Source organism: Novosphingobium naphthalenivorans NBRC 102051, from assembly GCF_001590985.1.
GTDB lineage: Bacteria > Pseudomonadota > Alphaproteobacteria > Sphingomonadales > Sphingomonadaceae > Novosphingobium > Novosphingobium naphthalenivorans.
In genome coordinates this window covers 1-21473 of sequence record NZ_BCTX01000021.1, presented here as the reverse complement: position 1 = coordinate 21473, position 21473 = coordinate 1, and the positions used below count along the sequence as shown (strand labels likewise).

The window sequence follows — 21473 nt, the reverse complement described above, 5'->3', positions numbered from 1 at the left end:
CTCCTCAGACGGAAAGATGGCCGGGGATGCGCAAATGGCGGCGCACCACATCGACGAAGAGCGGATCGCGCTTGGCGGCCCAGACGGCGACGACATGGCCGATTGCCCAGATGCCAATGCCGACGAGCCAGAGGCGCAGGCCGAGACCGACGGCGCCAGCGAGTGTGCCGTTCAGGATGGCGAGGCCGCGCGGTGCGCCGCCCAAAAGGATCGGCTCGGTCAGTGCCCGGTGAACCGGGACCGTGTAGCCTGCGATCTCGCCGCCCTGTTCGACACCGCCGATCATCAGACGAGCGCCCCGCCGCCGAACGAGAAGAACGAGAGGAAAAAGCTCGATGCAGCGAAGGCGATCGAGAGACCGAAGACGATCTGGATCAGGCGGCGAAAACCGCCCGATGTATCGCCGAACGCGAGCGTCAGGCCGGTGGTAATGATGATGATCACCGCGATGATCTTGGCGACAGGGCCTTCGATCGACTGGAGGATGGATTGCAACGGGGCTTCCCAGGGCATCGAGGAGCCGGAAGCGTGGGCCGCAGGCGCCATCACGGCACTGAGGACAAGTGCAGACAGGGCCGTTGTCAGGCGGTGACAGGAACGATGGGCAAGCACATTCATGGGCAGGCTCCTTCTTTGGGCCGAGGGATGATGGGTGTGACGTGGTAGTCGCCGTCCGGACCCAGACCCTCGACGCGGGCCAGTTCGACAAGGCGGCGAGAAGCACCGCGACCGGCGAGGACGGCGATGAGATCGATCGTTTCCGCGATCAGCGCGCGGGGCACGGTGACGACGGCTTCCTGGATGAGCTGCTCCATCCGCCGCAGTGCGCCGATGGCGCTGCCGGCGTGGATCGTGCCGATCCCGCCGGGATGGCCGGTCCCCCAAGCTTTCAGGAGATCGAGGGCCTCGCTCCCGCGCACCTCGCCGATAGGAATGCGGTCGGGACGCAGGCGGAGCGACGAGCGCACGAGTTCGGACAGTGAGGCGACACCATCCTTGGTGCGCATGGCGACGAGGTTCGGCGCGGCGCATTGCAGTTCGCGCGTGTCCTCGATGATGACGACCCGGTCGTCAGTCTTCGCGACTTCGGCCAGGAGCGCGTTGGTAAGCGTGGTCTTGCCGGTCGAAGTGCCGCCCGCGACGAGGATATTGGCGCGTGCGGCAACACCTGAGCGCAAGGCCTCGGCCTGATCGCTCGCCATAATCCCGGCCGCGACATAGTCAGCCAGCGTAAAGACCGCGACGGCGGGTTTCCGGATGGCGAAGGCGGGCGCGGCGACGACAGGCGGGAGCAGCCCCTCGAACCGCTCCCCCGTTTCGGGAAGCTCGGCGGATACGCGCGGCGAACTGGCGTGCACTTCGACCCCGACATGGTGTGCGACCAGGCGGACGATACGTTCACCATCGGCGGCAGAGAGATGCTCGCCGGAATCGGAAAGCCCTTCCGACAGGCGGTCGACCCAGAGTCGTCCGTCTGGATTGAGCATAACTTCGACGACGGACGGGTCTTCGAGCAAGCGAGCAATCGCGGGACCGAGCGCTGTGCGCAGCATGCGCGCGCCGCGTGCCGACCTTTGCGAATTGTGGTGTGAAGCCGCCATCGGGTTCCCCGTGTCACCGGGGGGAACAGGCGCTCCCCGGCTTGGGGATGATTAAGAGAGCCAGAAATTCGGTCGATTCAACAGCTTTCGGTCGTAGTAGAAGCGTGGCGTGCAAATACAGGCAAACGGCGGAGTTCCGGGGATCTGGGAAGGCAGCGGAGCGACGCGCAGTGCCTTGGTCGCCTGCAACAGAGCACGGACAAGCGCTCGGCATCGCCAATAGCTTTAAGTTCTGCCGGAAGGTCTAAAAATGACCGCTATAACCATCAGGAATGGGCTTCATGACTGCCTACGCGGTCATTCCATTGTTTTTTAACATCGCCGCTGGTATTGACCGTTATCGCGGTCGAGAAATAGCCTTATGACCGCCATAACCGGCATTGAGGTTTATATGACCAACCACCCCCGCCCATATTCCCGCGTGACGCGTGAAGCACTGACCATGATGGGAGGGCTCATTCGCCTCGCACGCAAACAGCGCAAGATGTCGGAGGCTGACCTGGCGGCCCGCGCAGGTATCGCGCGCAGCACGCTGCAACTGATCGAAAAGGGGCACCCCAAGGTAGAAATTGGGCTGGTGTTCGAGGCTGCGACGTTGGTGGGTGTCCCACTCTTTGTCGACGAGCCATCGCGGCTTGCTCCCGAGATTTCCAGGGTCAACGACAAGCTGGCGCTCCTTCCGCAGTCGGTGCGGCGTCCTCGCTCGGAGGTGAAGGATGACTTCTGATCGCCCTCAGCCCACCACTACGACTCACGATCCGATCGCGCCCGCCACGGAGGCTTTCGTGTGGATATGGCTGCCGGGCGCGCTTGAGCCGGTCATTGCCGGGAGGATCGAGTTGGATGGTGGCCTCTATGCCTTCAACTATGGCCGTTCCTATCTCGAACGCGCCAACGCCGTACCGATCTATGCACCGGAGCTGCCACTCCAGCGCGGCAGGATATTGCCCGAAGCACCGCTCGACATGGCCGGGTGCTTGCGCGACGGCGCGCCGGACGCATGGGGGCGCCGGGTCATCATCAATCGTCTGACGGGCCTTGGCGGCGAGGCCGCGCACAATGTCGAGTTCGACGAACTGACCTTCATGCTCAATTCGGGTTCCGATCGCATTGGCGCGCTCGATTTCCAGACCTCAGCCGACAAGTATCAGCCCCGTGAGCAGGACAATGCGACGCTTGAGGAACTGCTGGAAGCAGCCGAACGGGTCGAGCGAGGCGAACCCATCCCCCAGGCTCTGGACAAGGCGCTGTTCCACGGGAGTTCCATCGGCGGCGCACGTCCCAAGGCCTTGATCCAGAATGGCGAAGACAAGTTCATCGCCAAATTCTCAGCCACCAATGATACCATGGCCGTGGTGAAGGCCGAATTCGTTGCGATGCGCCTCGCAGCAGAAGTGGGGCTAGATGTCGCGCCCGTGCAACTGACGAAGGCAAGCGGCAAGGATGTCCTCCTGGTGCGCCGCTTCGACCGCGAATGGAACGGGACAGGCTGGACTCGCCGGGCGATGGTCTCTGCCCTGACGATGTTCGGCCTCACAGAAATGCAGGCCCGTTACGCGAGCTATGTCGACCTCGCAGAGATGGTGCGCGCACGCTTCACCGATCCGCAAGCGACTCTGCGCGAACTGTTCGGGCGGATGGTCTTCAACGTGCTGACGGGCAATACCGACGACCATGCCCGCAACCATGCCGCCTTCTGGGATGGTGCCAGCCTCACGCTCACCAAGGCATACGACATATGCCCGCAGCCACGAAATGGCCGGGAGGCCAATCAGGCGATGCTGGTGAATGGTGAGGACAAGCGCAGCCTGCTGGAAAGCTGCCGCCTATCGGCGCCGAATTTCCTGCTCAGCGACCGCGATGCCCGTGATCTGATCAACGACCAGATCGTCAAGATCGCCCGGTTGTGGCCCAATATCTGCGAGGAAGCCGCACTGAGCGAAGTTGATCGCGGATATCTGTGGCGCCGCCAGTTCCTCAATGATTACGCCTTCGAAGGGTATGTCGATGGAGTGCCGCAACTTTGAGTGCAATTCACCGCAGAAATGGGAATCCAAAGGTCCGCAAAACCGACATCGACGGCTCAGCGACCAAGTTGCTGGGGTTTTTGGAGAGAAACAGGCTCGAAAGGATCTTCGACTACCCCTTCGGATATTCCTACCCGCAGAATTGCTGCGAGAGCGTGTCGCTCATGCTGACCTACCTCCTCGAAGAGAAATATCGGCTCGACAACGTCTGCATTATCAAGGGATCGAAGGCTTGTGGATATGAGCACCATTTCTGGGTCATGGTAGGTGACTGGAACTACGATCTGACCGCACACCAATTTGCCGGCCATAAGCCGAGGATCGGCGTTCTCGCCGATCCCTTATTCCTCTCCTTTCCTCAGTGGAACGTCGAGAATAAGCGGGAGTTCGTGGATCGGTCAGAAGTCGTTGCCGCATTCCGCAGTGGGGTCATTCCGTTTTGAGCGGATGAGATGGCGAAGCACCGCTACCTTCAACCGCGCGTTCCTCTGGGATTTCCTGACGCAGCCTCGGTCCCTTGGCCAACCGTCGGCCGAGTGCCGTGACGAAGGCGTCGTAGCGTTCGCCGGCTTTGGCCCGGGCAGCATGGGCCGCCGGTTCTGGTAAGGCAGGTGTGGTCGCCAGCCAGAAGCGGATGAATACCGCCAAGGTCTCGATCCCGATGCCCACATCGCGTTCCGTTCGCGCCATACGACGATCGAGCTGATCGAGCCGTTTAGCGAAAGCCGCTTCGCGTCGGTCGGCAGCATCCGGCGAAAGAAACGAAGCGATAGCCGCTTCTGCCACTAACGACTGCGACTGATTGCGACGTGCGGCATAATCCGCCAGCATCGTCATGACATCCGGATCGAGATAGACGGAAATCTGGGCCTTCTTCTTGCGGAGGGTCATAGCCATCAGATCTCCATGCCGTCGCCGAAGTCGAGCGATGCCTGCCGTGCCACGCCCTGCATGATCCCGGTCAACGTGCGGTTTCGTGCCGCCAGATCGTCTCCCTCATCATTGTGGTCGCTGTCGATCTCGAACTCATTGGGGATGGGTTGCGGGCTCTCCACCGGCTTGGCCAGACTCAATTCGGGCTGATGGCGGCGCTCGGAATCGGTGGGATCGTCATCATCCCCGCCGCTCGTCAGCATTGCCTCAGCGGGCGCCGGCGGAGGCGGCACGGTCAAGCCGGTCCAGTCGTCTGCCTGCTCTTGCTTCGAGATGACCAAGGCAGGCGGCGGCAGGAGCCGCTCCTTGAATCGCGCATCCTCGAAATAGCGAGCTTTCTTGGCCCGGATCGGCGGAATTCCGGCAACCATGACGATTTCATCGGTGGGCGGAAGCTGCATGATTTCGCCCGGTGTCAGCAAGGGACGCGCGGTTTCGGATCGCGACACCATCAGGTGCCCGAGCCAGGGCGAGAGGCGGTGCCCGGCATAGTTGCGCATGGCCTTCATTTCAGTCGCTGTGCCCAGTGCGTCCGACACACGCTTGGCGGTGCGCTCGTCGTTGGTCGCGAAGCTCACCCGGACATGGCAATTGTCGAGGATCGAGTTGTTCGGACCATAGGCCTTCTCGATCTGGTTCAACGACTGCGCGATGAGGAAGCTCTTCAGCCCGTAGCCTGCCATGAACGCCAGCGCACTTTCGAAGAAGTCGAGGCGGCCAAGCGCGGGAAATTCGTCAAGCATCAGAAGCAGACGGTGCCTGCCGCCTTTTGCCTGCAAGTCTTCGGTGAGACGCCGGCCGATCTGGTTGAGCAGGAGCCGGATGAGCGGCTTGGTCCGGTTGATGTCAGATGGCGGGATGACGAGATAGAGCGTCGTCGGATGCTGTCCGCTGACAATGTCGGCGATCCGCCAGTCGCAGCGCCGGGTCACTGCGGCGACCACCGGGTCGCGATAGAGGCCGAGGAACGACATGGCGGTCGACAGCACGCCCGATCGTTCGTTGTCCGATTTGTTGAGCAGTTCGCGGGCAGCGCTGGCGATGACGGGATGTGGGCCAACCTTGCCCAGATGCGTCGTCGTCATCATCGCGGCGAGCGTCGATTCAATGGGGCGCTTGGGATCGGACAGGAACGCGGCGACGCCGGCGAGCGTTTTGTCGGCTTCGGCATATAGGACGTGGAGGATCGCGCCGACCAGCAGGGCGTGGCTGGTCTTCTCCCAGTGGTTGCGCTTCTCAAGGCTGCCTTCGGGATCGACCAGAATGTCCGCGATGTTCTGGACGTCGCGCACTTCCCATTCGCCGCGCCGAACTTCGAGCAGCGGATTGTAGGCGGCGGACTTCGCATTGGTCGGATCGAACAGCAGCACCCGCCCGAAACGCGCCCGAAAGCCCGCAGTAAGTTGCCAGTTCTCGCCCTTGATGTCGTGGACGATGGCTGAACCCGGCCAGGCCAGCAACGAGGGGACGACCAGACCGACGCCTTTCCCAGAGCGGGTCGGTGCGAAGCACAGCACATGCTCAGGCCCATCGTGCCGCAAATACTCATGCTGAAAACGACCTAGGACGACACCATCGGCACCAAGCAGGCCTGCGGAGCGAACCTCACCGGGTTCTGCCCAGCGCGCCGAGCCGTAGGTCTCGACCTTCTTCGCTTCGCGCGCACGCCAGACCGACATGGCGATGGCAACGACAACCGAAATCAGGCCGCCGGAGGCAGCGATATAAGCCCCCTCGACAAAGATGGCCGGTGCATAGGCATCGAAGCCGTACCACCACCAGAAGAACGAGGGAGGCAGATAGAAAGGGAAACCGAAGAGGCTGAACCATGGCGCCCCCAATTCTGGCTGGAATGCCAGGCGCCAGGCCACCCATTCCGTCGCTGCCCATGTCGTAGTGAGCACGATCAGGATGACGGTAATGACCTGGCCCCACAGGATCTTGGTCGCGGACATAAAAATGCTCCTTTCGAATGTGATGGATCAGAGACCGAGCCCCCGCTTGCGGGCAAAGCTCCAGTCGATGCCGCCGTCGGTGCGAGCCACGCCCGACACATGGCGACCGAGGTGCTGTTCAAGGGCGGGCGTCCAGGGCACGAGTTGGAAGCCGAGGCCATCGTCGAGCATTGCGAAGCGGCCAGACGCCAACGTCATGCGCTGTCGGTAAGTCCCGGCTACATATTCGCCGTTGCCGGTGTGGTTGAATGGCTTGCCCATCTCGGCGGAGAGCCTGTTTCCAAGAGCGTCCAACTCTTGCCGCCGAAGCGTGTCGATGAGATTGCGTGCAAACCGAATCTGCACACCGTGTCGCTCGGCGAGCCCCTGGCGGACCAGATGTTCGGCACGGCGGCCCAGTGCTTCACGCACCTCGCCACCGAAGCCGCCTTCTGACAAGCCGGCTGGTTCCCGGGCGATGGCTTGTCGGTCGAGCCAAGTCGCACCGATGGCTTTAATCTGCTGGGCGATATCGAGGTCTGAGCGGGTGGCTAATGCCACGCGCCGTATGCCTCGTGCGTCATCGAAGGCGCGCAGTTCGACGATGGAGCCCGGGGCGCTGTCACCGGCGGCATCGAGGTCGGACAGCCGGAGGTGATGGGTTCGGCCATCGATGCCGTCTACCACCGCATAGGCGGTGCCCTTCAATTCATCGTCGAGCCCGCGCGTCACCAGACGGCCCACAATCGGCTGGTCGAGATGCTCGGCTGCAAGCACGTAACTAGCAGCGGCGCGTTCGATGCCCCGTTCGGTCAGTGCCCGGTGCATGCGTTTGATGATGTCGCCGCGCTCACCGATTTCGCGCAAGGTTGCCTCGGCCCTATCGTCGATGGACCATTGCCCGGGACCGATCTGTGCCGCGAGCCCGAGCGTCTCCAACTTGCGGAGGCGACCGATCTTGTGGGACTGGAACGGATCAGGCTCCCCGCCGGGCAGCGGCGCCACGTCGATGACACCGTTCCTTCTGCCATCACGAACCAATTGCCGGTCGAGCTGGGTCCACCGCTCCGCGCCGATCTGATGTTCGAGGGTCCGACGAATCTCAAGATCGGTGCGCGGCCCCAATTCCTGGGTGATGAGGTCGCGCGCCCGATCGCGCACGCCTTCCTTGATATAGTCCCGGGCGATGACCAGATCCTGCCCATCGTCACGTACACCGCGCACGATAAGGTGGACATGGGGATGCTCGGTATTCCAATGATCGACGGCAGCCCAATCGAGCCGGGTGCCCAGATCCTTTTCCATCTGCGCTACCAACTCGCCGGTGAAACTTTGGAGATCCGACATCTCCAGTGCGTCATCGGGTGAAACGATGAACCGGAAATGGTGACGGTCATCCCGGCAGCGGTCGGCGAACGACCCGCCTTCGACGTTGCTCGTATCCGGACCGAACAGACGGGCTTTCTCGCCATCGCGGGTAACGCCTTCGCGGCGCAGATAATCGAGATGGGTCGTAAGCGGCGCGCTACGCGCAGTGTGCCGGACGATGCGCGCCTTGACGACGGCGCCGCGTGTGCGTGCGGTTATGAGCCTGTTGGCCTGGATGCTAGCGCGCTGTCCTCGGCCGAAACGCGAGGTATTTCTCGTCTTGATGCGACCTGCGCGTGAAATACCCCCGCCAGCTCGCTCGGCTGCCGCCAAGGCCTGGGCGATGAATGGCCGTGCGCGCTGCGAGCCCGATGAACGAATGCGGCCAGGGCGGATGCGAAATTCGCGGTCATCGGCCATCGGTGCACCGAACAATGTGTAAAAGGCGATGGAGAAGCAGACTGTTAGGTAGGTTCGGCACCTTGCCGATACCCGGCGCAAGGTGCGCAAAGGCCACAAAAACCTCGGAAAAACAACCAACCGACCGAGGCGCAACGTGCGCCCTTTTATCCTGCCCTCCCTCGGTTGTGGGCGCAGCCTCCCCCCATCTCCCGCTATCCTTCGAGAGAATGCGATTGGGTGAGGTGTCGATCATTGAGGTCCTGCCCCCGCAGTCCGCGCAACGAAGAGGCCGTGGGTTTGCTTGGCAGGAGCGGTGTCGGCACGTTGCAGAGGCTCGATACCTTGCGCGTCAGCTGGCTCTGCCGTCAGCGCACCGGAGACGTCACGGCGACCGACGAAGATCGGCGAACGTGTCCAAGCGAAGCGATCGACCATCGCAATTGTCGGAGTGCTTGCAACGCGATTCTGCCCGATCGCGGGTGCGACCACAGCGACGTAGGCGCGAGTTTCGGCGGGCAAAGGTCGCCCCCTGAGCGCAGCTTCATATCGCCCGGGGCCGGCATTGTAGGCTGCTATCCAGCCCGGCGACCCGTAGCGATCATACAGCTCACGGATGTATCCAGCGCCTGCGATGATGTTGTCGTGCGGATCGAAAGCGTCTGGTCCAAGGCGATGCCGTGCGCGCAAATAGTCCCATGTTGCAGGCATGATCTGCATCAGGCCCATCGCCCCCATTGGCGAAACGGCGCGAGACTTTCCGCGACTTTCGGCATGCATGACGGCGTGCAGCCAGGCTGGAGGAAGCGCAAAGCGTGACGCCGCCTCGGTGATGAATTCGCTGAACGGAACTCCTGGCATCGCGCGTTCGGTCGCAGCCGATTGCGCGAGCGTGGCCGTTGGCATGGAGCAGGCGCAAGTCAGGCCGGAAAGGAAGAGGAGTGCAGAGCGGTGCATGGCATCAATCCCGCGCATCACGTCTGGATATGCGATTCCAGTGCAGCGACCAGCACGCACCGTCGTCGGCGTCGCGGAACAGATTGGCGCGAATGGGCTGCGGCAGGGCGGGGTCGTCGATGATCAGCGCGATGTAGGTGCCGGCGCGCTCGCCAGTACGTTTCCAGCCCGCGCCAATCTCCGGTCCGACCTCGATGCCGTCGTCAAGACGGAGATGAATGCGAAAGTCCGGCGCATTTTCAGCATCAGACGGCTCGGCGGGCAGGATGCCGACCTCCTGGCAATGCGAGAAAGTATGGATACGTCCGACAAAGCCGTCCGCCGTTTCAGTGAAGGTGCCGATCTGTGGCATTGCAGGTCTCCTCGCGTTGCCGGTTGAGATGCTGGTTGGTGAGCGATGACCCGGCCAAAGGGGCGCGGTCAGCGCGCCGCCGGATGGTCGGCTGCGCGCCAGACGAATTGGCCGTTCGCCGCTTCATCGATGTAGATCGGCGTTGCTCGACCAATAATCGTGCGAGCCGAGATCGGGCCGAAATAGCGACCGTCGAGACTGTCCCGCACGGCGGAATTCATCAGGAAGACGGTGCCTACTGCGATGCGGCGGCAACCCTGCCAGACCGGCAGTCTCCGCCCTTTGCGGTCTCGGTCGAGCACATCGCCAAGAGGCATGCCGTCGACGGTGATCGTGCTTCTCAGCCGACAAACAGTTTGGCCGGGCAGTGCTGCCACGTGCTTCATCAGCGGCACGCCCCTACCGAGGTAACCGCGCTCCACCATGAAATCGGCCAGCGGCCGCTGCGGTGTCACGGCGACCAGATCGCCGACGCGAAGATTGCGCGGCGGCTCAAGCCCATAGAGACCGATGGGAACGCTGGCCGATGCATTCCAGACCAGCCGGAGCGGCAAGGGCACGAACGAAGCGATGCCGATGCCCAGCACGCAGAAATACGTCGTCATGACGTAGCCGAAACGGGTCATCCCTCGATCTCCCGGCGCTTGAGCCATGCCTGATGACGCTCTGGCGTGTATGCACGGGGTGCCTGACCGACGCTCATCCGGTTCGCGACATGGCGCCAGTGATCGGGGGCTACGTCGCAGGCATCGAGTCCGACGGCTTCCACATCATCGATCATACGAAGGATCTGGCAAACCTTGGGCCAGCCATCGGCAGTCAGCAGGATCTCGCCGCCGGGTCGGATGAAAGGCAGCGTCTGATGGTCCTCACCAGGTGCCACGGCACGGACGATGTCGATCCGCGAAGCAAGGGTGCCGAAGTCGTTTGCGGCCCAGCGAATGAAGCCGAAAACGCTGCCCGGTCGATAGCTAAGCACGCGCCGTCGTCGATCGAGGATCTGTTCGTGGACATGGCGGCCGAACCTGATCCAGTTCTCGATCCGCTTCTCGATATGCGTCAGTTCGACGTGGGTCAGGGCATCGGCAGCGTGCGTGAGCGGCGCGGGGCCGAGCCGCGCACCGGAGGCCGTGGCGCTGTTCATGATGGATCTCCAAAGAAGTTTGCAGAGGGTCGGTCAGCAGCGCGAGAACAGCCGATTGAGGGGCCACAGGTCCGCTGCGGTCGCGCGAGATGGAGCCGTGGGATCAGCATGGCTGCTCATCCGGCGGCGACTTGAAGGGAAGTTCGGGTGTGCGGGCAAATTCCCGCTCGTTGTGGAGATGAGATCGCCGCTGCCGCGCATTGACCGTGAGGCTGTTGCGGACCGTGTCGATGAGGCCGCGCACATCGCGCGCGCGTTCTTCAATGTTAGATTCTTGGTTAGAATCTAAGTTACGGGTGCGATTTCGGCTTACCCTGTCGAGAGTTAGCCCCTGTTTTGGTTCCCGTTGGCACGAGGCCGGGGTTCCTGATGGCACGGGCGCTCTGGTTCCCGATGGCACGACGCCATCCACAGGCTTTCCACCGGGCGTCGACGGCTTGAACGCGAGCAGTGTTCGGCCGCGGGCTTCCACTTCGAGGAACAGGACATAGCCCGGGAGCGGCTGGCGACGGACGATGTCCCGCAGCTCAAACGCAAACCGCTTGAAGGGCGACAGGCTGCCGGACTTCAAGTGAAGGTGGCGAAAGTCGAACCGCCAGCCATGACGCTGCTTTCCGCCATGTTTGCGGACCAGACGGTAGAGCCAGCGATCAAGGCCGCCGGTGAGATCGAAATAGGACCGGTCGATGGTCAGCACGAGGGCGTCGTCAAGCACGGCTTGATAGAACCAGTCGGGCAGGATCATCTCGATACCGTCGGGTCGGCCATTGCTGTCCCGACGTTCCTTCCATTCATTGATCCATGAAAATCGGTGCCGCCGTCCCTCGGCGTGTTGGCGTATGGAAGTGGCCACGGTAGTCGATTGCAGCCGGTCCAACGCTGCTTTCAGGCGCTGGTAGTCGCGCATGGACGTGCCGCGTCCGATGAACTTCAGCACCTCATAGGGCGTGGCGACGATCAGCCGGGACGTTTGAAAGCCGGCGTCGCGCGCCTCGACGATCTGGCTGGCGGCCCAAATCAGGATATCCGCATCCCAAATGGTGGCCATGCCATGATCCGGCACGGCCTCGACCCGGATCGAAACATTGCCAGCAGCAAAGTCGATTGGTGTGACGCGGTGGGTCTTGGACAGGGAAAAGAATGGATAGGCCATGAGGTCCTGCGCGTCTCGGGGGGCGACGTCGCCTGGGATCGTGCGGAACAGATCGAGCTGTCCGCGCTCCGGGAGGGATTGAAGGCGTGGTGCCATGTGCAAATCCGGCGCGGGTCAGCGCGCCAGACGGCCAGCCAAAGGAACGACATCGTCCGGATGCCACTTTGCTGGCAGCACGGTGCCGCGGGGGTCGGACGTCGAGGTGACGGCACCGCGCTCAGCCCAATGCTGCAAATCATCGACCGAGTAGACCACCCGCCCACCAAGCTTCTTGTAGGCGGGGCCGGTGCCGTAGGTCCGATGCTTTTCGAGAGTTCGCGGCGAAAGGCTGAGAAACGCGGCGGCTTCCTTGGTACGCAAGTAGCGTGGCGGCAGAACGGCGAGATCGGGTCGCATAGGTCGGCCTTTCGTGGGCTTCGTTGGTGCCGTGGGAGATCGACGGCGGGCGAAGGCCACAATGGCGAAGCGAAATCGGCGAGTTGCAGCGGGATTTTCCCACCCTGCGAATTTCCACACCGGTAACGGGCAGTGGATCGGGGCGACCAAGTTCATTTTGCCCAAGTCACCAGAGGTGATACGGGCAGCTTCCTATGATTGTGCTTTGCCTTGCGCTGATCTTCGGATTGATCGTTGCCGCCTTGTCGCTGCGAGCAAATGGTCGTTTTCGGACTGCCGATCGGTTGCCGATGCAGTGGTCTTTGTCAGGATCGGTAAACTGGTGGGCTCCACGCATTGTCGCGCTGAGCTTCATTCCGGCGACAGCGGCGGTGATCCTTGGCCTTTTCGTGTTCCTCGCACTGACTGTGAGGCCGAGGGCCGGACAAGAAGATATGGTTTTGCCGATGCTGATAATCATCGGCTCGGCGTTCACCGCAGTGCAGGTCTTGCACCATTGGTTGATTGCCAGAACCCTGCGCGACAGTCGTGGCTAGCCAATCACCATCCACATGACGTTATGTGCGTCGGCGGTGCCGCAATAGATTGCGATATCCGCCCGCTATCATGGCTCGGGCATCACGTAGCAACGCCATGACTGCATGGCGTGAGGCAGACGCCTGCCATTCGTCCCGGCTGACAGGGCCGATGCGGAACAGAGTTCGAGCGATGTCCTGTTGGGTGGCACCACTGCGCGCCCCATCGAAAGCCTGCAACATTCGGCGCGATCGCATCCGTTGCTGTCGGGTCAACCGAGTATCAGGCGGAATGGCCCGCCCATGAAGCGCTGCTAGGAGGCGATGCGTGGCCTCCAGCCTACCAAATCCATCAATATCCAGTGGAATCAAGGCCACCGCCTGGCCGGACCCGGAGGTCAAAAGCTGGATCTGGATATGCTCGCCGTTGGCTAGCGGGAGGGTGATGCTGCCATCGCTTCCGGTGATCGCCTCAGGCAGCGAGTGCCCGCCAGAACGGGCGGTCAACTCAGATGGAGCATCGGCAACCACGACGATGCTGGTGTCGTCCTGGGGCATCCAGATAACGGTAGTGGCGGCCTGATCGAGTGCTGGGTCGACCGCGAAATCGTAACCTCCAGCGCTGACGGATCGCGTCCGTCAGCATGGGGATGTTGGCATCTTTCGCCGACAATTCGTCGAAATCGCGGTTATAGGCTTCGTTTCGTCGAAGCCATTCCCACGCAAGGCCCGAGGCGCTCATGCGTTCGACGGGTTCGTAGCGTGCAGCGGAACGCCATTGAGAAGCATCCGGCATCATCTCGATTCTCCCCCGGCCTCAGACGATTACGGGAGGGCGATGATTCCTTTCTGTGACGGGAGCCGGAAGTCCCCATCTCGGCAACAGGCGATGCCGCAGCGGCATCACCTGTCAGTCGGGCTGCCCCTTGCGCAGCAGTTCGCGGTAGCCGTGTTCGGTCATCCATCGCGCGCGCGCAAGGTGGGCGTCATGCACCTTGCGGGTTCTTTCCGGATCGATCGCCGCGTTTAGTCCGAACAGGATCTGCGCGGCTTCACGCCAGTCGGCGCCGTCCCGATGCGCATCCAACAATCGGAGATACAGCACCATGTGCTCACGATCGTAAGAGGTGAGTTGCTGGCCCTGCGGCGGTTGATCAAGAAACTGCGGTGTAGACTCGTCCATCACCGGCCACCACGTTGTTCTAGGTGTTTTTGCGACTTTCCATCGGCCCTAGCATTGATCCTGAACAGCGGCTCGCAGAATTTTTCCGGTCGAAGATAGCTGTGACAGCCGACCTCATGGCCTGGCTGATCGATCACCTGGTTGATGGAGTCGCAGAACACCTTCGCCCTTCTCCGTGGACAGGAGAACGACACCGGCGGATTCAAGCGCCCTGCGCACCTGATCGCGTGTGGATTCGTACACCTCGAGCCCGCTTTCGGATTCGAGGCGCTTGAGCGCGGTCAGAGAGACCTGGGCCTTGTCAGCGAGCGTCTCCTGTGTCCATCCCAGCAACGCGCGTGCGGCCCGCGATTGGCGAGCGGTGATCATGCATGATCGCCTCCCACCACCGCGGATGAACGCGCCAGAACTACGACTATATTAGTCGTCCTTGGCGCAAATGCCACCTCCATCGTGCGGCAATCAAGCTTTGGATCTGCGAACTAGTGGCGAGGCGGCCGGAACTGATTCGGTCGCTCGAATGCCAAAAGGCCCCGGCCGTTTCGGCCGGGGCCTGGCTGCGGGCCTCAGTCGCCCCGGCGACCATTGGGGCGAGACCAGATCAGCGAATAACCTTCGCCGTCTTCGTCGTCGAAGAGGTTGGCGTAGATCGGGGCATTGAAGCTTGGATCATCCAGCTTGAGGCCCAGGTAGTCGCGGCCTTCGCCCGAACGCTTGGACCAGGCTGCACCGATTTCCGCGCGGCCGACCACGACCCGGTGGCTGGGGGCGTTTTCGCCGGTGGCGCGCAGGTCGGGAATGATGCGCACACCCTTGGCCTGGACGCTGAGGGTGATGATGTCGCCGGTGAACTCGTTCGAGCCGGTCTTCTTGAAGGTGCCAATGGTAGCCATGAGAAATCTCCGTTCATTCGTCTTCGAACCCGCACCATTGCGGCCTCGATGGCGATCGAGAGGCCGGAGACGACCGACGCCGCACAGCTTGCTGCCGCAGCGAAGCGCAGGACGGCGTGAAGCCAGCTTTCTTGTCTCGCGAGGAATGACGGCCCTGGCCGGCAGGGGAAGAAAGTTGGCGGAACGCGGTTGCGGCATAGGCGGTCGAGGCGCAGCCGGTCTTCGGCCAGATCAGCCCATGACAGAGGCCGTTTGGAGCGGGCGCGAGCGAACTGTTATGGGACAATCGTGGCGATACGCCTTCGCCCTTCAGACCGGCGCGGCCCACCAACACCGCGATCTCGCCCTCGCCAGACAGGCTGGCGCGCTATCAAACGCAGCACGCATCACGAAACGCCCCGGGCCACGTGCTGGTCACATACCGCGTCAATCGGGCAACCCTTGGTCGTTCGGACGGTGGAGCCTTGTGGGAGTATGGGCCAGCGTGATCCGACGATGCAGCCCCGTTTTGCCGCTCTCTTCCAGCAGGACGGCAAAAGTTTCGCCTCATCGGTCGTCCAGTAAATCTATCGGCCTGCTTCAGGTGCTTGCCAGATGCCCCGGCGACGGCTTGGTGCCTGCCATGCCTGCTACTCGAACGAACGCCGTGCAGCCCACAACGATCGCGCCGATCACCGAGAATACTTGCTGCCAGGTTTCGGAGGGCATGGTGTGCTGCACGATGCCGCGGGTAGCGTGGTATCCGGCCATGACCGCAGGCGCGACGAAGGCGAGTGCAATCAACAGTCTCGCCCAAGTGGGCCGCACGAGCATTAGGCCAATCTGTCCAAAGCCGAGCGTCAGGCCTGCCGCAAGCAGTCCGATGAATGTCGCGCCCAGCCAGCCGGCGCCGGATTGATAGGCCCATGCAGCAACGCTCATGCCGACGAAAAAGGGCAGCGCGAACACCGCAAGCGTGAACAGCAACCAGCAAAAGAAGCTGATCGCCGCAATCGACAGAAAAATACCAAGAATAATCATGGTGGCGGTCTCCCGTGACAAAAGGTCTGACGGTTGCGCCTCCACCACCACCACAGCGCGGGTAGCCATATAGCGGAATTCAGGCCCCAGCGGGAGCGGAAACCGTTGCAGTTTCCACGCCGCCGGAGCGATTGGGCGCGGTCAGAGCGCGAAAGGATCGATTTCCGCGATGACTTCGGCATCGTGATCGAACTCGGTGGCCGGTATGACCGACAGGCTGCCGTCACCAGCGCGGAAAATGACGATGGCGACCATCAGGGTTGCAGCGAGGCTGAAGGCGAAGGCTTGTGCATCGTTGAGGGACATCGGACCTGCTCCTGTTCGAAGCGGAGGCTCATCCCCCGCTGACAGGCGCCCGACGTGACTGGCCAAGGGCTGCAATCACCGGGCTGGCGAAGCCAGTTCGGCGGCACGCTTTGCGTAGTCCGACCCTTTACGGGTTGATGGCGTCAGGCCCTGGGCCGGGCCAAGGATCAGCGCATTTGAAGCGGGGGTGAGCAGTTGCCGAATGGGAGCGATGTGGCTGAGGATCATGGCTCAAGCGAAATTTGCATGCCGCGCGTCTGTGACAAAGCTTGACGCCGCCCTATTGGAACGGCTTGTTGCCAGTATGTTCGAACCGTTCAATGCCATTCAGATTCGTGTGTCGATTGACGACATAGAGCCTCCGGTCTGGAGGCGGCTGATCGTCCCGATTCACTGGAATCTCGAACAACTCCATCTGACGATCCAGGCCGCATTCAACTGGTGGAATTACCATCTGCACGAGTTTCAAATCGGGGGGCTGCGCTTCGGCGATGCTGCCGCCGCCTACGAGGGTTCCTGCGAAGACGACCCTCAGGTCTTTGAGCAGACCGACGTGCGCCTGCGGGACTTCTCGAGATCTGGGACGAGGTTCAACTACCTCTATGATTTCGGCGACAATTGGATGCACACTGTCGAATTGGAGCAATGGCTTTCCCTCGATGCTGCGCCGAAGAAAGCCCAATGCGTAGATGGATCGGGTGCTCGCCCTCCAGAAGATGTTGGCGGAATTCCCGGCTATGAACGGTTTCTCGAAATCATGAGGGACCCCGATGATCCAGAACATGGCGAAACCAAACAATGGTGCGGAGGCCATTTCGACCCGGACTGGTTTGACCTGGCGATCATCGACAAGGACGTTGGCAATGCACTGAAACCCAATGTCAAACGGCGGCTGCACCAGCCCAAGCCTCGAAAGAGCTAGCGTCCGGCGGCGCTCAGGCGCCGCCGGAGCCGAACCGATAGACAGGAATCCCGAGCTTGCGGGCCTTATCGGCGAGGTTGTCCTGAATGCCAGAGCCGGGGAAAATGATGACCCCGATCGGCATGATGGCGAGCATCTGATCGTTGCGCTTGAAGGGCGCTGCCTTCGCATGGCGCGTCCAGTCTGGCTTGAAGGCGATCTGTGGCACCTTGCGGGTATCTGCCCAGCGTGATGCGATTTTCTCGGCCCCCCTGGGTGAGCCGCCATGCATCAGTACCATGTCGGGATGCTTGACCTTGATCTGGTCGAGCTTGGCCCATATCAGCTGGTGATCGGCACATTCACCGCCGGAGAAGGCGATCTTCGGCCCTGCTGGCAGGAGCACTTCGGTTTCGGCGCGGCGCTTGGCGTTGATGAAGTCGCGGCTGTCGATCATGGCGGCCGTCAGGTGGCGATGGTTAACCATGGAGCCCGAGTGCGGTTTCCAGCTCGACCTGGTTTGCCGCTCGAATTGCTCTGCGGCCTGATCGCGCATCAGTTCGAAAGCATCGCGCCGTTCAAGGAGGCTTTGCCCCTGGGCGGTCAGGCGCTCCAGTTCGACGGACTTCACCTCGCTGCCATCCTGTTCGTTCTGGAGGCGGCGCTGGCCCACCTCGTTATCGTCGAGTTCGCGTTCGATCCGCTGGCAGGCGCGGTGGAAGAGATTGACCGTCGACCAGAGGAGGTCGTCGAGGTCGGGCTCGAGGCGCGTGTCTTCCATGCTGGATATCAGGGCATCGAAGATGTCGGCGATGGCACCGGCGACCCGGTTGCCTTCGGGCAATGGGCGGGGATCGGGTTCATCGTCGAAGGGGCGGTAACCGTAGAGCTGAAGTTCCTGCAAAACGTGATCGGTCGGAGAAGAGGTGTGATGCGGTTCAAAGTCGTCATGCTCGTCCATCGGATGCTCCATCGATTGGACCGCGCCCTCGCGGCCTTCATGGCGAGGAAGCCCACGAACGGGCTGGCTCTGCACCCGTAGGGCCGCAGCGGCAGCGGAGGATGGCGCAAGGCCGGCTATTTTGCTTCGCGATGGAAAGGCGGGCGAAGCGCGCCGCCGGAAAATAGCTGGCCTCAGCCATTGCGGGGCCGGAACGCTTGTGGGCCTATCGCCCTCTCGAAGGCCGGGCGCGGCCCTTTGTCGATGGTGAGAGCAATCGCGATGCGAGCATACCCGTAGGACCGCAGGATATTCACCGGACCGATGATCAGGCTGAATAATCGAGAAAACGAGCCTCGTCCTGCGGGGCGATCTGGCCCCGGATATTTGCCCGCAGCGCGTCAAGGCCGTGGGCGCAAAGGTCCTCGTTGAAATCCCCCCGCTCTGGCGACAGCACGAACGCCTCGATCCCGGCTGCATGGGCTCGCTCGACCAAGCTATCGCCGGCCCAATCGCCTGCCGGATCATTGTCGCGGATGATGTAGAGGCGGCGCAGCGCATCGGGGAATGCGATGGCAGCGAGGTGCGCAGCCGAAAGTGCCGCGGCCATCGCCATGCCGGGGACGGCTTCGCGAACGGATAGCACGCTCTCGATGCCCTCGCCTGCAGCCATGACTTCGCCGGGAATGCCGAAGCGAACCGCATGACCGAGCAGGTTCCCCATCGCCTTGCGCGGAGTGTTGATGGGTGCCTTGTCGGCCCCATCGGGGGCCAGCCAGGTACGGTGCACTCCGGTGATCAGGCCATCGAGATCGGTGACGGCGGCGATCATCGCCGGCCATGTCTGGGTGGCTTCGCCTTCCCCCGCTCGATAGTAGCAGCGGGGATGGAAGCGCAGGGTTGCCGGCCCGGGCAATGACGCAATGCCGCGATGGTGCAAATAGGTGCCGACGACGGATCTGCCGATTGGCTGTGACATGGCAAAGAGCCGCTTTGCGGCATCGGCCGAACCTTTCGCCGCTCGCACCAGCTTGTTCGGTAACGGCGTGGGTTCTGGATGCGGCAGGCTCAGGAACGCGCAGGCTTCTTCGGCAACATCGGCGAACTCAGTGAGCCCCCGTGCCAGTCGGATTAGGTCCAGCAAATCGCCGTGCTCGCCGGTGGCCGCGTCCTGCCACTTGCCCGCCGCGCCCTTGGGGGAATCGTGGAGCCGGACGAAGAGGGAGCGCCCCGGCGTATTGTTGGTATCGCCGACCAGCCAGTAGTTGCCATGCTTGCAGCCGGCACTGAGGTAGCGGCGGCACACCGCCTCGGCCTGGCGGCCGAGACGATGGGCAACATCGCCTGCATTGACCCGGGCCATCAGGCAGCCTCCCGTTCCAGCAGGCGCTGGGCTGGATAGGTTTCAAGCAGTCGTGCGAGAACGGTGGGGCCGCTTGCGTCGACCGGGACGAAGAAGCGCAGCTTCCACGAGATGATTTCGGTGAACAGCCCGTAGGCGCGCAGGCGTTCGCGCATCGCCTCGGTAAAGCCGGTCAGCTCGATGCGGTTTGCGGCCATGACCTTGACCCGCCGCAATTGCAGGCCTTCGGCAAGGTCGATGATTGTCTGCCCGTCGAGGAGAGCACCGTAGGCGGCATCGCCGGTCAGGTCGGGCGAGCTCGAAGTGTCAGCATTGGCCGCCCATGCAGGCGAAACGCGCCGGCCAATGATGCGCTCGCCGTCGTCGGTCTGGAGCCGATAGACCCGGGTCGATTCATCGGGCAATCGCTTCCACACCGGCAGGAGCAGACCAGCCACGATGTGGATCGTGCTCTCCGTGAAGGTCGGCACGTCTGTCAGCTCGCGTTGCCAGGCATGGGCGAAGGCATCGCGGTCCACCTCCTCCCAGTGGCTGTCAGCCATCATGGCGTATGAGGCGTGATGGTGTTCCATCGGACGGATCAGGCGAACCCGGCGCTCGATCTCGCCATCGTCCAGCATCAACGATGGTGCCGGGACCTGGACGGCGGCGCGGCCCGACTTGGTGTTGACCAGTAAACGACCATGGTCATTTCCCAGCCAAGCCAATGCATCGGCGAGCGACAGTGGCCGATTGCGCTCGCGCTGGGCGATGGTCAGCAACCGAGTTTGGGCGCCGGTTGCCGGGTGGGTGTAGATGCTAACCCTATCCGTAACGACGAAGCTTTCTGCGGTGAGGGTTTCGAGCCCCAGATCATAGGTGCCGCTCGCCACGGCGCCAGCAACCTTCGCGTCGAGCAACTGCTCAAAGGCCGAGAACAGGATGCCCTGCAATTCGATGGTGAGTGCGAGAAGCCGGTTCAGGAAGGTCGTGATCGGCGGCAGTTCGTCCTTGTTTCCATTGGTGTCGGTCAGTTTCAGGCCTGTGGCATTCTCGAACCGCTCGAGCGAGCAGCCCTCGATCTTGCCGCGGATGACGAGAAGATAGAGCTGTCGCAGCGCCGCGCGGGCATAGGGGCTTTCGAGATTGTCCTCGGGCCGGAACAGGCCCTGGCCTCCGGTCTGCCGCTGGCCGCGCGTGATTGCCCCGAGCGTGTCGAGCCGGCGCGCGATCGTGCTGAGGAACCGCTTCTCGGCCTTCACATCGGTCGCGATCGGCCGGAAAAGCGGTGGCTGGGCCTGATTGGTGCGATTGGTCCGCCCCAGACCCTGGATCGCGGCATCCGCTTTCCAGCCCGGTTCGAGAAGATAATGGACGCGCAGGCGCTGATTCCGGGCGGAGATGTCGGCATGATAGCTGCGTCCAGTGCCGCCGGCATCCGAGAAGACTAGGATGCGCTTGAGGTCGTCCATGAAGGCGGCGGTCTCTGCCAGATTGGCGCTGGCGGCCCGGTTTTCGACGGCGAAGCGCTCGCCTTTGCGCACGATCCGCCGCGAGCGCCCGGTGACTTCCGCGACCATTTCGGTGCCGAACCGCTGGACGATTTGGTCGAGGGCGCCGGGCACCGGTGACAGGGAGGCAAGCCGTTCGATGAGGTCGTCACGCCGTGCGACAGCTTCACGGCATTCGACCGGCTGGCCATCGCGAACGACTAGGCGCGACGCCAGATTGCCCTCGCTGTCGGTGTAGGGCTCGTAGAGCTGCACCGGGAAGGAGTGCTGCAAGTACGAGAGAACATATTCGCGCGGCGTGATGTCCACGCACACATCGCCCCATTCTTCAGTCGGGATCTCGGCGAGCCGCCGTTCCATCAAGGCCTCGCCGGTGGAAACGATCTGAATCACGGCAGCATGATCGGCCTCGAGATCGCGTTCGATGGAGCGGATCAGGGTGGGCGTCTTCATCGAGGTCAGGAGGTGACCGAAGAAGCGCTGCTTGACCGACTCGAAGGCGCTGCGGGCGGCGGACTTCGCCTGGCGGTTGAGCGTGCCATCGCTGCCGGTGATATTCGCGGCTTCCATTGCCGCATCCAGGTGGTTGTGGATGATC

Annotated in this window: 27 protein-coding genes; 5 read left to right on the top strand and 22 right to left on the bottom strand. The window is 62.5% G+C overall.

From position 1 onward, the window contains the following. Positions 1-4: 4 nt before the first annotated feature. The 3 genes from NN5_RS08855 to trbB are packed head-to-tail and all read right to left on the bottom strand — an operon-like array spanning position 5 to position 1601. Positions 5-286 (bottom strand): VirB3 family type IV secretion system protein, encoded by a 282-nt coding sequence (locus tag NN5_RS08855; protein WP_067733913.1) that lies wholly within the window; start codon positions 284-286, stop codon positions 5-7. Then, positions 286-618, bottom strand: coding sequence for a TrbC/VirB2 family type IV secretion system protein (locus NN5_RS08850; RefSeq protein ID WP_067733912.1), 333 nt, complete (start codon positions 616-618; stop codon positions 286-288). The genes NN5_RS08855 and NN5_RS08850 overlap by 1 nt, the downstream gene beginning before the upstream one ends. Next, positions 615-1601, bottom strand: coding sequence for a P-type conjugative transfer ATPase TrbB (gene trbB / locus NN5_RS08845; RefSeq protein ID WP_067733911.1), 987 nt, complete (start codon positions 1599-1601; stop codon positions 615-617). Before trbB ends, NN5_RS08850 begins: the two co-directional genes overlap by 4 nt. Positions 1602-1962: 361 nt before the next feature. Here trbB and NN5_RS08840 point away from each other — a divergent pair, with 361 nt between their 5' ends. The 3 genes from NN5_RS08840 to NN5_RS08830 are packed head-to-tail and all read left to right on the top strand — an operon-like array spanning position 1963 to position 4071. Beyond that, a complete protein-coding gene (locus NN5_RS08840) occupies positions 1963-2328 on the top strand; it encodes a helix-turn-helix transcriptional regulator (RefSeq protein ID WP_217998622.1) in 366 nt (121 codons plus the stop codon). Continuing rightward, a complete protein-coding gene (locus NN5_RS08835) occupies positions 2318-3628 on the top strand; it encodes a type II toxin-antitoxin system HipA family toxin (RefSeq protein ID WP_084384829.1) in 1311 nt (436 codons plus the stop codon). Before NN5_RS08840 ends, NN5_RS08835 begins: the two co-directional genes overlap by 11 nt. Continuing rightward, the gene (locus NN5_RS08830; RefSeq protein WP_245656365.1) at positions 3625-4071 is read left to right on the top strand and encodes a hypothetical protein; all 447 of its coding nucleotides are present in this window, start codon (positions 3625-3627) and stop codon (positions 4069-4071) included. The genes NN5_RS08835 and NN5_RS08830 overlap by 4 nt, the downstream gene beginning before the upstream one ends. Here NN5_RS08830 and NN5_RS08825 read toward each other — a convergent pair. From NN5_RS08825 to NN5_RS08785, 9 genes are all read right to left on the bottom strand, one after another. Next, positions 4058-4525 carry a CopG family transcriptional regulator gene (locus NN5_RS08825; RefSeq protein WP_444543909.1) on the bottom strand — a complete coding sequence of 156 codons (468 nt, stop codon included), beginning with the start codon at positions 4523-4525 and terminating at the stop codon, positions 4058-4060. The genes NN5_RS08830 and NN5_RS08825 overlap by 14 nt on opposite strands. Next, entirely contained in the window at positions 4525-6516 is a 1992-nt protein-coding gene (locus tag NN5_RS08820) for a conjugal transfer protein TraG (RefSeq protein WP_067733909.1), read from the bottom strand. The genes NN5_RS08825 and NN5_RS08820 overlap by 1 nt, the downstream gene beginning before the upstream one ends. 27 nt (positions 6517-6543) lie before the next feature. Then, positions 6544-8283, bottom strand: a complete 1740-nt coding sequence (locus tag NN5_RS08815) for a relaxase/mobilization nuclease domain-containing protein (RefSeq protein ID WP_067733908.1) — start codon at positions 8281-8283, stop codon at positions 6544-6546. A gap of 231 nt (positions 8284-8514) precedes the next feature. Further along, positions 8515-9237, bottom strand: a complete 723-nt coding sequence (locus tag NN5_RS08810; RefSeq protein ID WP_067733907.1) for a lytic transglycosylase domain-containing protein — start codon at positions 9235-9237, stop codon at positions 8515-8517. Further along, on the bottom strand, positions 9224-9571 hold the full coding sequence (locus tag NN5_RS08805) for a DUF736 domain-containing protein (RefSeq protein WP_067733906.1): 348 nt from the start codon (positions 9569-9571) through the stop codon (positions 9224-9226). The genes NN5_RS08810 and NN5_RS08805 overlap by 14 nt, the downstream gene beginning before the upstream one ends. A gap of 68 nt (positions 9572-9639) precedes the next feature. Beyond that, positions 9640-10197 (bottom strand): S26 family signal peptidase, encoded by a 558-nt coding sequence (locus tag NN5_RS08800; protein WP_067733905.1) that lies wholly within the window; start codon positions 10195-10197, stop codon positions 9640-9642. Beyond that, positions 10194-10715, bottom strand: a complete 522-nt coding sequence (locus NN5_RS08795) for a DUF2840 domain-containing protein (protein WP_067733904.1) — start codon at positions 10713-10715, stop codon at positions 10194-10196. The genes NN5_RS08800 and NN5_RS08795 overlap by 4 nt, the downstream gene beginning before the upstream one ends. Before the next feature lie 103 nt (positions 10716-10818). Then, a complete protein-coding gene (locus NN5_RS08790) occupies positions 10819-11964 on the bottom strand; it encodes a replication initiator protein A (protein ID WP_067733903.1) in 1146 nt (381 codons plus the stop codon). Positions 11965-11982: 18 nt separating this feature from the next. Next, the gene (locus NN5_RS08785) at positions 11983-12264 is read right to left on the bottom strand and encodes a helix-turn-helix transcriptional regulator (RefSeq protein WP_067733902.1); all 282 of its coding nucleotides are present in this window, start codon (positions 12262-12264) and stop codon (positions 11983-11985) included. 194 nt (positions 12265-12458) lie between these two features. On the opposite strand from NN5_RS08785, the gene NN5_RS08780 reads away from it, so the two are divergent. After that, positions 12459-12800 carry a hypothetical protein gene (locus tag NN5_RS08780; protein WP_067733901.1) on the top strand — a complete coding sequence of 114 codons (342 nt, stop codon included), beginning with the start codon at positions 12459-12461 and terminating at the stop codon, positions 12798-12800. Positions 12801-12821: 21 nt separating this feature from the next. Here NN5_RS08780 and NN5_RS08775 read toward each other — a convergent pair whose 3' ends face one another. The 7 genes from NN5_RS08775 to NN5_RS26280 form a co-directional block, all read right to left on the bottom strand. Beyond that, a complete protein-coding gene (locus NN5_RS08775; protein ID WP_067733900.1) occupies positions 12822-13337 on the bottom strand; it encodes a DUF2285 domain-containing protein in 516 nt (171 codons plus the stop codon). Beyond that, entirely contained in the window at positions 13288-13575 is a 288-nt protein-coding gene (locus NN5_RS26840; RefSeq protein WP_281190410.1) for a transcriptional regulator domain-containing protein, read from the bottom strand. Before NN5_RS26840 ends, NN5_RS08775 begins: the two co-directional genes overlap by 50 nt. A gap of 114 nt (positions 13576-13689) precedes the next feature. Continuing rightward, positions 13690-13962 (bottom strand): DNA -binding domain-containing protein, encoded by a 273-nt coding sequence (locus tag NN5_RS08770; protein WP_067733943.1) that lies wholly within the window; start codon positions 13960-13962, stop codon positions 13690-13692. A 114-nt stretch (positions 13963-14076) separates the two neighbouring features. Continuing rightward, a complete protein-coding gene (locus NN5_RS08765; RefSeq protein ID WP_067733899.1) occupies positions 14077-14331 on the bottom strand; it encodes a helix-turn-helix domain-containing protein in 255 nt (84 codons plus the stop codon). 197 nt (positions 14332-14528) lie between these two features. After that, positions 14529-14855: a DUF736 domain-containing protein gene (locus NN5_RS08760; protein ID WP_067733898.1), complete on the bottom strand. Its 327-nt coding sequence runs from the start codon at positions 14853-14855 to the stop codon at positions 14529-14531. 579 nt (positions 14856-15434) lie between these two features. Beyond that, a complete protein-coding gene (locus NN5_RS08755; protein ID WP_444543908.1) occupies positions 15435-15944 on the bottom strand; it encodes a hypothetical protein in 510 nt (169 codons plus the stop codon). 72 nt (positions 15945-16016) lie between these two features. Further along, positions 16017-16181, bottom strand: a complete 165-nt coding sequence (locus tag NN5_RS26280; protein ID WP_169800969.1) for a hypothetical protein — start codon at positions 16179-16181, stop codon at positions 16017-16019. Positions 16182-16485: 304 nt separating this feature from the next. On the opposite strand from NN5_RS26280, the gene NN5_RS08750 reads away from it, so the two are divergent. Further along, positions 16486-17103 carry a plasmid pRiA4b ORF-3 family protein gene (locus tag NN5_RS08750; RefSeq protein ID WP_067733896.1) on the top strand — a complete coding sequence of 206 codons (618 nt, stop codon included), beginning with the start codon at positions 16486-16488 and terminating at the stop codon, positions 17101-17103. A gap of 13 nt (positions 17104-17116) precedes the next feature. Here the strand turns inward: NN5_RS08750 and NN5_RS08745 are convergent, their stop codons facing one another. From NN5_RS08745 to NN5_RS08735, 3 genes are all read right to left on the bottom strand, one after another. Continuing rightward, on the bottom strand, positions 17117-18043 hold the full coding sequence (locus tag NN5_RS08745; protein ID WP_067733942.1) for a DUF2493 domain-containing protein: 927 nt from the start codon (positions 18041-18043) through the stop codon (positions 17117-17119). Positions 18044-18350: 307 nt separating this feature from the next. Continuing rightward, positions 18351-19385: a DUF7146 domain-containing protein gene (locus NN5_RS08740; RefSeq protein WP_067733895.1), complete on the bottom strand. Its 1035-nt coding sequence runs from the start codon at positions 19383-19385 to the stop codon at positions 18351-18353. Then, the coding region (locus NN5_RS08735) for a strawberry notch C-terminal domain-containing protein (protein WP_174523883.1) at positions 19385-21473 on the bottom strand (2089 nt) is incomplete at its 5' end. The genes NN5_RS08735 and NN5_RS08740, both read right to left, overlap by 1 nt.